At 69.6% G+C, this 12,663-nt stretch carries 13 protein-coding genes; 9 read left to right on the forward strand and 4 right to left on the reverse strand.

Annotation, left to right across the window (positions count from 1 at the left end):
• Positions 1 to 249 precede the first annotated feature (249 nt).
• The 9 genes from JR064_RS18750 to JR064_RS18790 all read left to right on the forward strand — a co-directional run bounded on the left by JR064_RS18750 (position 250) and on the right by JR064_RS18790 (position 9,608).
• Positions 250 to 834, forward strand: coding sequence for a hypothetical protein (locus tag JR064_RS18750; protein ID WP_191826771.1), 585 nt, complete (start codon positions 250 to 252; stop codon positions 832 to 834).
• A 21-nt stretch (positions 835 to 855) separates the two neighbouring features.
• Positions 856 to 1,410, forward strand: coding sequence for a cob(I)yrinic acid a,c-diamide adenosyltransferase (locus tag JR064_RS18755; protein WP_206230709.1), 555 nt, complete (start codon positions 856 to 858; stop codon positions 1,408 to 1,410).
• Positions 1,411 to 1,444: 34 nt separating this feature from the next.
• On the forward strand, positions 1,445 to 2,350 hold the full coding sequence (locus JR064_RS18760; RefSeq protein WP_206230710.1) for a histone deacetylase family protein: 906 nt from the start codon (positions 1,445 to 1,447) through the stop codon (positions 2,348 to 2,350).
• Between the two features lie 109 nt (positions 2,351 to 2,459).
• Positions 2,460 to 4,811 (forward strand): LPS-assembly protein LptD, encoded by a 2,352-nt coding sequence (gene lptD / locus JR064_RS18765; protein ID WP_425510316.1) that lies wholly within the window; start codon positions 2,460 to 2,462, stop codon positions 4,809 to 4,811.
• Positions 4,808 to 6,187, forward strand: coding sequence for a peptidylprolyl isomerase (locus tag JR064_RS18770; protein ID WP_179568262.1), 1,380 nt, complete (start codon positions 4,808 to 4,810; stop codon positions 6,185 to 6,187). Before lptD ends, JR064_RS18770 begins: the two co-directional genes overlap by 4 nt.
• 3 nt (positions 6,188 to 6,190) lie before the next feature.
• Positions 6,191 to 7,168, forward strand: a complete 978-nt coding sequence (gene pdxA, locus JR064_RS18775; protein WP_206230712.1) for a 4-hydroxythreonine-4-phosphate dehydrogenase PdxA — start codon at positions 6,191 to 6,193, stop codon at positions 7,166 to 7,168.
• Between the two features lie 109 nt (positions 7,169 to 7,277).
• Positions 7,278 to 8,072 (forward strand): 16S rRNA (adenine(1518)-N(6)/adenine(1519)-N(6))-dimethyltransferase RsmA, encoded by a 795-nt coding sequence (gene rsmA, locus JR064_RS18780; RefSeq protein WP_179568266.1) that lies wholly within the window; start codon positions 7,278 to 7,280, stop codon positions 8,070 to 8,072.
• 218 nt (positions 8,073 to 8,290) lie between these two features.
• On the forward strand, positions 8,291 to 8,674 hold the full coding sequence (gene apaG / locus JR064_RS18785) for a Co2+/Mg2+ efflux protein ApaG (RefSeq protein WP_145705570.1): 384 nt from the start codon (positions 8,291 to 8,293) through the stop codon (positions 8,672 to 8,674).
• Between the two features lie 10 nt (positions 8,675 to 8,684).
• Complete coding sequence (locus JR064_RS18790; RefSeq protein ID WP_206230713.1) at positions 8,685 to 9,608, forward strand: symmetrical bis(5'-nucleosyl)-tetraphosphatase; 924 nt, start codon at positions 8,685 to 8,687, stop codon at positions 9,606 to 9,608.
• Positions 9,609 to 9,742: 134 nt separating this feature from the next.
• Here JR064_RS18790 and JR064_RS18795 read toward each other — a convergent pair whose 3' ends face one another.
• The 4 genes from JR064_RS18795 to JR064_RS18810 all read right to left on the reverse strand — a co-directional run bounded on the left by JR064_RS18795 (position 9,743) and on the right by JR064_RS18810 (position 12,602).
• Positions 9,743 to 10,285, reverse strand: a complete 543-nt coding sequence (locus JR064_RS18795) for a dihydrofolate reductase (RefSeq protein ID WP_206230714.1) — start codon at positions 10,283 to 10,285, stop codon at positions 9,743 to 9,745.
• Between the two features lie 17 nt (positions 10,286 to 10,302).
• Positions 10,303 to 11,097 carry a thymidylate synthase gene (locus tag JR064_RS18800; protein WP_179568272.1) on the reverse strand — a complete coding sequence of 265 codons (795 nt, stop codon included), beginning with the start codon at positions 11,095 to 11,097 and terminating at the stop codon, positions 10,303 to 10,305.
• The gene (gene lgt, locus JR064_RS18805) at positions 11,094 to 11,975 is read right to left on the reverse strand and encodes a prolipoprotein diacylglyceryl transferase (RefSeq protein WP_179568274.1); all 882 of its coding nucleotides are present in this window, start codon (positions 11,973 to 11,975) and stop codon (positions 11,094 to 11,096) included. Before lgt ends, JR064_RS18800 begins: the two co-directional genes overlap by 4 nt.
• Positions 11,976 to 12,110: 135 nt before the next feature.
• Positions 12,111 to 12,602 (reverse strand): TPM domain-containing protein, encoded by a 492-nt coding sequence (locus JR064_RS18810; protein WP_206230715.1) that lies wholly within the window; start codon positions 12,600 to 12,602, stop codon positions 12,111 to 12,113.
• Positions 12,603 to 12,663: the final 61 nt, after the last annotated feature.

Raw genomic sequence — 12,663 nt, forward strand, 5'->3', positions numbered from 1 at the left:
CCGGCGTACCGACGCACCCAGCGGCGACACCGCGCCTTGCGAATCTAGTGCCCGGGCGTGGCAGGCCATTGCCAGGATGTGCGCTTGCCGGCAACGCTCTGGCACACGACCCGCCGCTCCTGCCGCGCTTGTCCGCGGTGCCCGCCACGCCGCAAACCGGCCGCTCCGGCCCGGCGCCCCGATGGCGCGCCACCGCCGCGCGGCGCTTCCAGTAGAATCGGCCCCATCCGCCGCCCGCCGTGATCCGCCATGACCCCTTCCAGCCACCGCCTTCCCGCCCTGCTCCTGCTGGCAGCGCTGCTGGCCGCGACCCGCATCAACCATTTCGGCGCGATTCCGGACGCCTCCTGGGCGGTGTTCTTCGTCGGCGGCTTCTACCTGCGCGGCTGGACCCGCTGGGCGTTCCCGGGACTGATGGCGCTGGCGGTGCTGGTCGACTACCTGGTGATCCGTGGCCAGGGCCTGAGCTTCTGGCAGCACTACTGCGTGTCGCCGGCATACTGGTGCCTGATCCCGGCCTACTTCGCGCTGTGGGCCGGCGGCAGCTGGCTGGCGCGGCGCTACCGCGGCGCCGACTGGCGCGCGCTGGGCCTTACCGCCGCCAGCCTGGTGGTGGCGGTGGCGGTGTGCCACCTGATCGCGCAGGGCAGCTTCTACTGGGTCAGCCGCAGCGTGCCGAACCCGACCGTTGCCGGCTGGTGGCAGAACTACAGCGACTGGCTGCTGCCGTACCTGGGCAGTGCGGCGCTGTACACCGCGCTGGCCGCGGCGGTCCAGGTCGGCGTCGAGCAGCTGGCGCGGCTGGGCCAGCGCGGCCAGCCCGCCGGCCACTGAGCCGGGGCCGGATCGCCGCCGATGGGCAATCGTCTCTCCAAGATCTATACACGCACCGGCGACGACGGCAGCACCGGCCTGGGCGACGGCAACCGGGTCGGCAAGGATTCGGCGCGGGTGGCCGCCTACGGCACCGTCGACGAGGCCAATTCGGCGATCGGCGTGGTCCTGGCCAGTCCGCTGGCCGACGACGTCCGCACCCTGCTGACCGCGATCCAGCATCAGCTGTTCGACCTGGGCGGCGAGCTGTGCATTCCCGGCCATGCGGCGATCCACGACGCCGACATCGACGCGCTCGAGCAGCACCTGGACCGCTACAACGACACCCTGCCCGCGCTGAAGGACTTCATCCTACCGGCCGGCGGCGAGGCCGCGGCGCGCTGCCACCTGGCGCGCACCATCGTGCGCCGCGCCGAGCGCGAGACCGTGGCGCTGTCGCGCCAGGACGCGGTGCGGCCGGAGGCGGTGCGCTACCTCAACCGCCTGTCCGACCTGCTGTTCGTGCTGGCGCGGGTGCTGGCCCGGGCCGATGGCCAGGGCGAAGTGCTGTGGCGCCACGACCGCCGCCAGGCCTGAGCGGCAGCGGCGGCGCGCAGACCGGGCGGCAGGCATGCTGATCTATACCCATCCCGCGTGCCTGGGCCATGATCCCGGCCCGGAGCATCCGGAGCGGCCGGAACGCCTGCAGGCCGTCACGGCGGCGCTGCGCGAGGCCTTTCCCGACCTGCAATGGCGCGAGGCCCCGCTGGCCAAGCTCGGCGACCTGGCCCGGGTCCACGAGCGCGAGCTGATCGACAACGTGCTGGCCGACATCGACGGCAAGCGCATGCTCGACGTGGACACGGTGATCTCGCCCGGCTCGCGCGCCGCCGCCCTGCGCGCCGCCGGCGCCGGCCTGGCCGCGGTGGACGCGGTGATGCGCGGCGAGACCGACACCGCCTTTTGCGCGGTGCGCCCGCCCGGCCATCACGCCACCGCCGCCACCGCGATGGGCTTCTGCCTGTTCAACAACATCGCCGTGGCCGCCGCCCACGCGCGCGACACGCACGGCCTGGAACGGATCGCCATCGTCGACTTCGATGTGCATCACGGCAACGGCACCCAGGCGATCTTCGAGCGCGATCCGCACGTGCAGTACTTCAGCACCCACCAGTCCGGGCTGTTCCCCAACTCGGGCGGGGTCCACGACCGCGGCGTCGGCAACCTGCACAACGCGCTGCTGCCGCCGGGCAGCGGCGGCTTCCGTTTCCGCAACACCTGGGCCGACCAGATGCTGCCGCTGCTGGACGCGTTCAAGCCGCAGCTGCTGCTGATCTCGGCCGGCTTCGACGCGCATATGCGCGACCCGCTGGCCGACCTGATGCTGGAGACCGAGGACTTCGGCTGGCTCACCGCGGAGCTGCGCGCGCTGGCCGAACGGCATGCGCGCGGCCGCGTGGTGTCGCTGCTGGAAGGCGGTTACGACCTGCAGGCGCTGCGCGAATGCAGCGTCGCCCACGTCGACGCGCTGCGCTGAGGCCGGCCCGGGCGGATGAACCCCGTCCCCCGGCCGGGGGACGTCTTCATTGCCCCCATGCATGGGATGGGGCAAGCTAGCGGTCGTTTTAGCCCGATACCTGACGCGCGTGCGCCGAGCCCTCCGCCTGCTACCCCTTCCGTTCAGTATCGCTCTCTGCCTGCCGGCGATGGCGGCCGAGAAGCCGCCCAATTGGGGCCTGTGCCCGACCCCGGACGTGCTGCCCAAGTTCGACGACGCGCCCAAGGTCGACCCGAAACTGGCCGCGATCCGCGATCAGCAGCCGACCGATATCGTCGGCGACAAGCTGTCCGGCACCACCACGGTTCCCAACTACACCGGCAACGTCGCGCTCAAGCGCGGCGACCAGTTCATGGGCACCGACAGCCTGCGCGTGGATACCGAGACCGGCAACTACATTGCCGAGGGCCACGTGCGCTACCAGGATTCGTCGATCCGCATGGTCGCCGACCGCGCCGAAGGCAACCAGGACACCGACACCCACAAGATCACCAACATCCGCTACCAGCTGATCGAGCGCCGCGGCAACGGCAAGGCCGACTCGGTCGACCTGCAGGGCGCGCTGGGACAGATGCACCGCTCCACCTACACCACCTGCGATCCCTCGCAGCAGGTGTGGGAGCTGCACGCGCCGGAGATCGACGTCGACAACGACGAGGGCTTCGGCACCGCGCGCAACGCGATCCTGAAGATCTACAACGTGCCGATCCTGTACGCGCCGTGGTTCAAGTTCCCGATCGACGACCGTCGCACCAGCGGCTTCCTGTTCCCGGCGATCGGCATGTCCAGCCGCAACGGCTTCGATTACATGCAGCCGTATTACCTCAATCTGGCGCCGAACTACGATGCCACGCTGTATCCGCGCTACATGAGTTCGCGCGGCTTCATGCTCGGCAGCGAGTTCCGCTACCTGTACGACGGCGGCAAGGGCGAGGTCGAGGCGACCTACATGCCCGACGACCAGTTGCGCGACAAGGACCGCGGCAAGTTCGAATACCAGGGTTACCACAACATCGATTCGCACTGGCAGGCCCGCGCCTCGGTGGCCTGGGTCAGCGACGAGCGCTATACGGAAGACTTCTCCAACCGCCTGCTCGGCAACGCGGTGTCCAATCTGCAGAGCACGGTCGGCATCTACGGCACCGGTGAGACCTGGACCGCCGGGTTGATGGCCGACCGCTGGCAGCTGACCGACTACACCCTGACCGAGGACGCGCTGCCGTACAACCGTCAGCCGCGCGCCTTCTTCAACTGGGATCAATCATTCGGCAACTACTTCGAGGCCGGCATCTACAGCGAAGCAGTGCGCTTCGTGCACGACGACATCCATGAGAAAACCACGGACGGCACTTATGAACGTACCGGCAAGGTCACCGAAAAGGCCGGCGGCAGCCGCCTGGATCTCAAGCCCTACATCTCGATGCCGCTGGCCGGCGCGGCCTGGTTCCTGAAGCCGACCGTGGCCTGGCGCTACACCGCCTACCAGCTGGACAAGGATCTGGCGGCCACGCTGGGCGGCGACACCTCGCCCTCGCGCAGCCTGCCGATCACCACCGTCGATGCCGGCCTGTATTTCGACCGCGACGCCAAATTCGGCGACACCAGCTACCTGCAGACCCTGGAGCCGCGGCTGTTCTATCTGTACACGCCGTACCGCAACCAGGACGACCTGCCGATCTTCGACACGCGCGAATTCACCTTCAGCTGGGGCCAGCTGTTCCGCGATTCGCGCTACACCGGCGCCGATCGTCAGAACGACGCCAACCAGATGACGTTGGCGCTGAGCTCGCGCCTGCTGCGCCAGGACGACGGCAAGGAAAAGCTGTCGGTCAGCCTCGGCCAGATCCTGTACTTCAACGATTCCAGGGTCAGCCTTCCCGGCAGCAACACCACCATCGAGCAGGGCAAGTCGGCGTGGATCGCCGACGCCAACTACATGATCAACGACCGCTGGACGATGGGCGCCACCTACCAGTGGGACCCCAAGTACCGGCGCAAGGACCTGGCCAGCTTCCGCACCCGCTATCTGCTGCCGGGCGACGGCATCATCAACGTCAGCTACCGCTTCCGCCGCGACCTGCTGGAGCAGACCGACGTGTCGGTGCTGTACCCGATCAACCCGACCTGGAGCCTGGTCGGGCGCCACTACTATTCGCTGGAAGACAGCAAGCCGCTGGAAATCATCGCCGGCGTGCAGTGGGACAGCTGCTGCCTCGCCGTGCGCGCATTGGCACGGCGCTACGTGCGCAACCGCGAAGGCGATCTGGACACCGCGTTCCAGGTCGAGTTCGTGCTGAAGGGACTCTCCTCGCTTGGCCAGGACACGGACCGCGTTCTGCGCCGTGCTATTCTCGGCTACAACCGCGACGACCTGTACTTGGTCCCGCCCAGCAACACCACGACCGATCCGGACGCTTACGATCCGAACCTGATTCCATGACCAATACCCTCTCTGCTTTCCTCGTCACCTTGCTGGCGATCGCCGGCGTGTCCGCTCCGGCGGCCGCGCAACAAACCCAACCACTGGACCGCATCGCTGCGGTCGTCGACGAGGATGTCGTACTGCAGAGCGAACTGGATCGTGCCGTTCGCAACGTGAAGGCGCAGTATTCCGGCCGCGAAGCGCAGCTGCCGCCGGACAACGTGCTGCAACGCCAGGTGCTCGAGCGCCTGGTGCTGGTCAAGCTGCAGGTGGCGCGCGCCAACAGCACCGGGATTCGCGTCGGCGACGACGAACTGAACCGCGCCATCGGCAGCATCGCCCAGCAGAACGGCACCGACGTCGACGGCCTGCGCAAGAAGCTCGCCGCCGACGGCATGGCGTTCGACGACTTCCGCAATTCGGTGCGCGACGAGATCACCGTGCAGCGCCTGCGCCAGAGCTTCGCGCAGAGCCGCATCAACGTCAGCGAGAGCGAAGTCGATGCGGCGCTGGCGCAGCAGGCCACCACCGGTGCCCAGTACCACCTGGCGCACATCCTGGTCGGCCTGCCGGAAGGTGCCACCGCCGACCAGATCAAGACCGGGCAGAGCAAGATCGACGGGGTCAAGACCCTGATCGACAAGGGCGAGATCGATTTCAGCGCGGCTGCGGTGCGCTATTCCGACAGCCCCAACGCGCTGGAAGGCGGCGACCTCGGCTGGCGCAGCCTGGACGAGATCCCGAACGCCTTCGCGCAGCTGATCCGCGACATGAAGCCGGGCCAGGTCGCCGGCCCGCTGCGCGGACCCAGCGGCTTCCAGCTGCTGAAGCTGGTCGAGATCCGCGATGCCTCGGCCAACCCGGAAAAGAAGACGGTCACCGAGTACCACGCCCGCCACATCCTGATCCGCGTCAACGAGGCGCAGCCGGATGCCGCCGCCAAGGCCAAGATCGAGACCCTGCGCGCGCGCATCGCCGGCGGCGCCGACTTCCAGGCCGTGGCCAAGGAATCCTCCGACGACGCCAACAGCCGCGGTCAGGGCGGCGATCTGGGCTGGTTCCCGGCCGACGCGTTCGGCCCGGACTTCGGCCACCAGATTGAGGGCCTGAGCGACAACCAGATCTCGCAGCCGTTCCGCACCGAGGCCGGCTGGCACATCGTGCAGCGCGTCGCCACGCGCCAGACCGACGTGACCAGCGACACCCAGCGCGCCCAGGTCCGCGAGACCATCGGCCGCCGCAAGCTGGAGGAAGAGTACAACCGCTTCCTGCAGGAAATGCGCGGCGAAGCCTATGTGAACCTGCGCGTCGGCGGTGCCGAGAGCTCCGCCGCGCCCGCTGCCGACGCCACCGCGCCGGCGGCGACCCCGGCACCGGCCGCCACCAAGCCGTAAGCCGTGCTGCCCTCGCTCGCGCTGGTGCCGGGCGAGCCGGCCGGAATCGGCCCGGAACTGTGCGTGCGGCTGGCGCAACAGCCGCGACGCGACTGCCAACTGCTGGCCTTCGCCGATCCCGACACCTTGCGCGCCGCCGCTGCGGCGCTGTCGCTGCCGCTGCAGCTGCTTCCCGAATCCGCGCCTGCCGTGGCCCCTGGCGACCTGCGCCTGCGCGCGGTCGGCAATGCCGTGCCCAGCCGTTTCGGCCACACCGAACCGGCCAATGCCGCCGCGGTGATCGGCGCGCTGACCCAGGCCGCCGACGCCTGCCTGCGCGGCGAACTGGCCGGCCTGGTCACCGGCCCGGTGCACAAGGCCGCGATCAACGACGGCGGCATCGCCTACACCGGCACCACCGAACTGCTCGCCCGCCACGCCGGGCGCGAGGTGGTGATGATGCTGGCCAACGACATCGTGCGCGTGGCCCTGGCCACCACCCACCTGCCGTTGCGTGCGGTCGCCGACGCGCTGACGCCCGCGCTGCTGGAGCGCTGCCTGCGCATCGTCCACGCCGCGCTGCGCAGCGAATTCGGCATCGCCGCGCCGGTCATCGCGGTGCTCGGGCTGAACCCGCATGCCGGCGAAGACGGGCATCTGGGCCGCGAAGAAATCGAAGTGATGGCGCCGGTCCTCGCCGCCTTGCGCGCCGAAGGCATGCGCCTGGTCGGCCCGCTGCCGGCCGACACCGCATTCCTGCCGCAGAAACTGGCCGGCTTCGACACGGTGCTGGCGATGTACCACGACCAGGGCCTGCCGGTGCTCAAGTACAGCGGGTTCGAGCAAGCGGTGAACCTGACCCTGGGCCTGCCCTACCCGCGCGTGGCGGTCGATCACGGCACCGCGCTGGAGCTGGCCGGCCGCGGCATCGCCGACCCGTCCAGCCTGTTCGCCGCGGTCGCGCAATGCGCGCAGCTGGCCGCGCGCAGCGCGCATCTGTAGGAGCGGCTTCAGCCGCGACAGGGCGTTACCGGTAACGCGCTGTCGCGGCTGAAGCCGCTCCTACAGGAAGGCGCACGCCATCCCGGCCCCATCCCGATAAGATGCCCGCATGACTTCCTATTCCGGCTTCAGCGCCCCCGCCAAGAAATCGCTTGGCCAGCACTTCCTCAGCGACCGCCACTACATCGACAGCATCGTGCGCGCGGTGAATCCCAAGCCCGACGACCTGCTGGTGGAGATCGGCCCCGGCCAGGGCGCGATCACCTTCCCGCTGCTGCGCCGCCACGGCCGCCTGACCGTGATCGAATTCGACCGCGACCTGATCGCGCCGCTGACCGCCGCGGCGGAAGGGGTCGGCGCACTGACCATCCTCAACCGCGACGTGCTGTCGGTGGATTTCGCCGAACTGGCCGGCGACGGCCGCATCCGCCTGGTCGGCAACCTGCCCTACAACATCTCCTCGCCGATCCTGTTCCATGCGCTGGACCATGCCGCGGCGATCGCCGACATGCACTTCATGCTGCAGAAGGAAGTGGTCGACCGCATGGCCGCAGGGCCGGGCAGCAAGGTCTACGGCCGCCTCAGCGTGATGCTGCAGGCGTACTGCGAGGTGACCTCGCTGTTCGTGGTGCCGCCGGGCGCGTTCCGGCCGCCGCCGAAGGTGGATTCGGCGGTGGTGCGGCTGGTGCCGCATGCGCCGCAGGACATCGGCATCGCCGACCGGCGGCGTTTCGCCGACGTGGTACGCGCGGCGTTCGGGCAGCGCCGCAAGACCTTGCGCAATGCGCTGGGCGGGGTCTGCGATGCGGCCCAGTTCGAGGCCGCCGGGGTACGCCCGGATGCCCGCGCCGAGCAGTTGGAAGTCGCCGACTTCGTGCGCCTGGCCAACGTGGCGCAGGCCTGAGCCACGGGTCCGCGCGTCGCGGCGCGATCCGCGTATCCGCTCCACGCGCACGCCACAGCACAGACATCGCAACGGCGCGGGTCGCAGATCGCACTGCGCGGCCGCCGGCGCCACGCCTCGCCTCGCCACGCGCAGCGGCCGCAGCGCGCGCTGCCCGCAGTGCGCCGGTAGACGGCTCGCAGTCCATTCCTGCGCCGGCTTTGCTTACACTGTGAGGCATGAACGATGACGCCCCCTATCGGATCGAGGTCGAAGTGTCGCCCCGGTTCCTCGACGACCAATCGGCGCCGGAGGACGGACGCTACGCGTTCGCCTACACGATCCGCATCCACAACCGTGGCCGCGTCGCCGCGCGGCTGATCGCCCGGCACTGGGAAATCACCGACGGCAACGGCCGCGTGGAGCGCGTGGACGGCGACGGCGTGGTCGGCGAACAGCCGCGGCTGCGGCCCGGCGAGGACTTCCGCTACACCTCCGGGCTGATGCTGGAAACCGAGCACGGCACGATGCGCGGCCACTACGACATGGAAGCCGACGACGGCACCCACTTCGTCGCGCCGGTCGCGCCGTTCGTGCTGACCGTGCCGCGGACCCTGCACTGATGGCGCCCGCATGAGCGTGTGGGCCATCGGCGACCTGCAGGGTTGCTACGACATCACCCAGCGGCTGCTGGAAAAGATCCGCTTCGATCCGGCGGTGGACCGGCTGTGGTTCTGCGGCGACCTGGTCAACCGCGGCGGGCAGTCGCTGGAAACCCTGCGCCTGGTGCACTCGCTGCGCGCACACAGCGAGGTGGTGCTGGGCAACCACGACCTGTCGCTGCTGGCGATCGGCGAGCGCAGCCCGGACGAGCAGCGCAAGGTCAACCCGGACCTGCAGCGCATCGTGCTGGCCGAGGACCGCGACGAGCTGCTGACCTGGCTGCGCATGCAGAAGCTGCTGCACGCCGATCGCGAGCTGGGCTGGATGATGATCCACGCCGGCCTGGCGCCGAAGTGGACCACCACCCTGGCCGAGAAGCATGCGCGCGAAGTCGAGCAGCAGCTGCACGGCAGCGGCTACCACAAGCTGTTCCGCAACATGTACGGCGACCGCCCGGCCTGGTCGCCGGGGCTGACCGGCTACGACCGCTCGCGCGCGATCATCAACCTGTTCACCCGCGCCCGCTATTGCACCCCGCGCGGGCGCATCGCGATCGAGGAGAAGGGCACCCCGGGCACCCAGGCGCAGGGCCTGTATCCGTGGTTCGAGGTGCCGGGCCGCGCCGAGCGCGACCTGAAGATCGTCTGCGGCCACTGGTCCACGCTGGGCCTGACCATCACCCAGGGCGTGCACGCGATCGACACCGGCGCGGTGTGGGGCGGCAAGCTCACCGCATTGCGCCTGGACAGCGAAGACCTGCAGGTGGTGCAGGTGCCAGGGCGCCCGATCGAAGGGCCGCCGCCGGTACCGCGCGCACGGCAGCCGCGGCGCAGGTCCAGCGGTGGCCGCGGTGCGGGTGCTGCTGCGTCGCCGCCGCCGCCCGATCAGGAATGACGATGGCTGGCGGCAGGCAAGCGGGTGACGGCCAGGCAGGCTGCCACGTGTAGGAGCGGCTTCAGCCGCGACAGGATCTCGCCGGTAACGTCCGGTCGCGGCTGAAGCCGCTCCTACAACACGCCGCGCCTACGCTATGGCGCGCTACGCCTGCGCCGGTAATTGACGAATTCGAACGCCAGCGCATGCTTCGCATCGGCCGCATGCGGCTGCCGCGCCACGACCTCCCACTGCGCCGGATCGAACGCCGGGAAATGTGCGTCGGCGCACTCGACCACGGTGTCCACATGGGTCAGGTACAGCATGTCGGCCTGCGGCAGGGCCAGTGCGAAGATGTCGCCGCCACCGATCACCGAAAGTTCTTCCGCCCCGCTCGCCTGCGCCAGTTCGATCGCCGCCTGCAGCGAGGCGACCGCCTGCATGCCCTCGAACGGCACCTGCCCCGAGCGCGTCATCACCAGGTTCAAGCGCCCTGGCAGCGCGCGCCCCAGCGACTGCGCGGTCTTGCGCCCCATCAGCACCGGCTTGCCCAGGGTCAGCGCCTTGAAGCGCTTCAGGTCGTCCGGCAGGCGCCACGGCAGGTCGTTGTCGCGGCCGATGGCGTTGGCGCGGTCGAGCGCGGCGATCAGGGTCAGTCGTGGCGCCGCAGTGGCGCTCGCCGATTCCCGATTCCCCATTCCCGATTCCCCGCCGCTCACACCGCCACCGGCGCCTTGATCGCCGGATGCGGGTCGTAGCCCTCGATCGCGATGTCGTCGTAGGTGAACGCGAACAGGTCGCTGACCGCGGGATTCAGGCGCAGCGTCGGCAGCGGCCGCGGGGTGCGCGCCAGCTGTTCGCGTGCTTGCTCGTAGTGGTTCGAATACAGGTGCGCATCGCCCAGCGTATGCACGAAATCGCCGACGCCCAGGCCGGTGGCCTGCGCCACCATGTGGGTCAGCAGCGCGTAGCTGGCGATATTGAACGGCACGCCGAGGAAGATGTCGCCGCTGCGCTGGTACAGCTGGCAGCTGAGCTTGCCGTCGACCACGTAGAACTGGAACAGGCTGTGGCACGGCATCAGCGCCATCTGCGGCAGCTCGGCCACGTTCCAGGCGCTGATCACCAAGCGCCGCGAATCCGGATTGCGCCTGATCTCGTCCACCAGCCATTGCATCTGGTCGATCTCGCGACCGTCGGCGCCGGTCCAGCGCCGCCACTGCTTGCCGTACACCGGGCCGAGTTCGCCCTGCGCGTCGGCCCACTCGTCCCAGATGCTGACCTTGTTGTCCTTGAGGTAGGCGATGTTGGTCTCGCCCTTCAGGAACCACAGCAGTTCGTGCACGATCGAGCGCAGGTGCAGCTTCTTGGTGGTCACCAGCGGGAAGCCGGCGTTGAGGTCGAAGCGCATCTGCCAGCCGAACACGCTGCGCGTGCCGGTGCCGGTGCGGTCGGATTTCTCCGCGCCGTGCTCGAGCACGTGGCGCAACAGGTCCAGGTAGGCCTTCATCGCTTGGCGTCCGCCGCCAGCGGCACCGGTTGCAGCACCGGCGCGCCGCGCGAGCGCCACAGCAGGAACAGGCCGAGCAGGATCAGCGGCGTGCTCAGGATCTGGCCCATGGTCAGCCAATGGAACGCCAGGTAGCCGATCGGCGCGTCGGGCACGCGCACGAACTCCACCGCGAAACGGAACACGCCATACAGCAGCGCGAACATGCCGGACACCGCGTAGCGCGCGCGCGGCCGCAGCGAGAACGACCACAGCACCACGAACATCACCAGGCCCTCCAGCACCGCCTCGTACAGCTGCGACGGATGCCGCGCGAACTTGTCCAGCGCACCGCTGGCGTACTGCGCCTGGATCTGCGCCAGCGGCCAGTCCTGCAGCTCCGGCGCGCGCGGGAAGATCACGCCCCAGCCGGCGCCGGTGAACTTGCCCCACAGCTCGCCGCCGACGAAATTGCCGACGCGGCCGAAGCCCAGCCCCAGCGGCACCAGCGGCGCGACGAAATCCATGGTGTCGAAGAAATGCAGCCGCGCCTTGCGTGACCACCAGGCCGCGGCCACCAGCACGCCGATCAGGCCGCCGTGGAAGCTCATGCCGCCGTCCCAGACCTTGAAGATCAGCAGCGGGTTGGCGAGGAAATCGCCCAGCGCGTAGAACAGCATGTAGCCGATGCGCCCGCCGAGCACCACGCCGAGCATCGCGTAGAACAGCAGGTCGGAGAATCCCTCCATGTCCACGCCCGGCAGGCGGCCGGCGCGGATGCGCCGACGGCCCAGCCACCACGCCGAGGCGAAGGCGGCCAGGTACATCAGCCCATACCAGTGCACCTTCACCGGGCCGAGCGAGAAGGCGATGGGGTCGATCTGGTGGAGATAGGTCATGCGGGAACGTCGGCCGGTAGGCAAAGATTGCCTATTCTGCCATCGGCGCCAGCCATTGCCGCGGTGGCGTCAGACGTGGGCGGCACTGCGCTTCATCTGCCGGCCGGCACGAGCGGCGCAATGCCGCCCCCGCACTCAATCCAGCAGCTGCGGCATGTTCGGCAATTCATCGGGATCGGCCTGGCCCGGTTGCGCGGGGAAATGCGTGGCCAGCAGCGCCGATACCGCCGCCACCCCGGCGATCACCGCCTGCTCGGGCTGGCCGGCACGCATGTCGCGCTCGATCAGCGCGCAGACCTCGCGCCATTGCGCGGCGTCGACGCGCCCGCGCAGGCCCCGATCGGCCACGATCTCGATCCGGTGGTCGGCCAGCAGCAGGTAGATCAGCACGCCGTTGTTGGCCTCGGTGTCCCAGGTGCGCAATTGCGCGAAGGCCTGCTCGGCGCGCGCCCGCGGCGCCATGCCGCGCAGCAGCGCCGCCGGTGCCAGCGCCGATTCGACCGCGAACATCACCTGGCCGCGGTGCAACCGTTCGCCGTCGGCGATCGCCGCGCCGATGCGCTCCAGGCTGGCGTTGGGGAACAGCGTGCGCGCCGCCGGCGCGAACAGATGGCGGAGCAGACGCATCACCAGCTCCCCGAGGCGCCACCGCCTCCCGAACTGCCGCCGCCACCGCCCTGTGCGCCGC

Source organism: Xanthomonas bonasiae, from assembly GCF_017163705.1.
Lineage (GTDB): Bacteria > Pseudomonadota > Gammaproteobacteria > Xanthomonadales > Xanthomonadaceae > Xanthomonas_A > Xanthomonas_A bonasiae.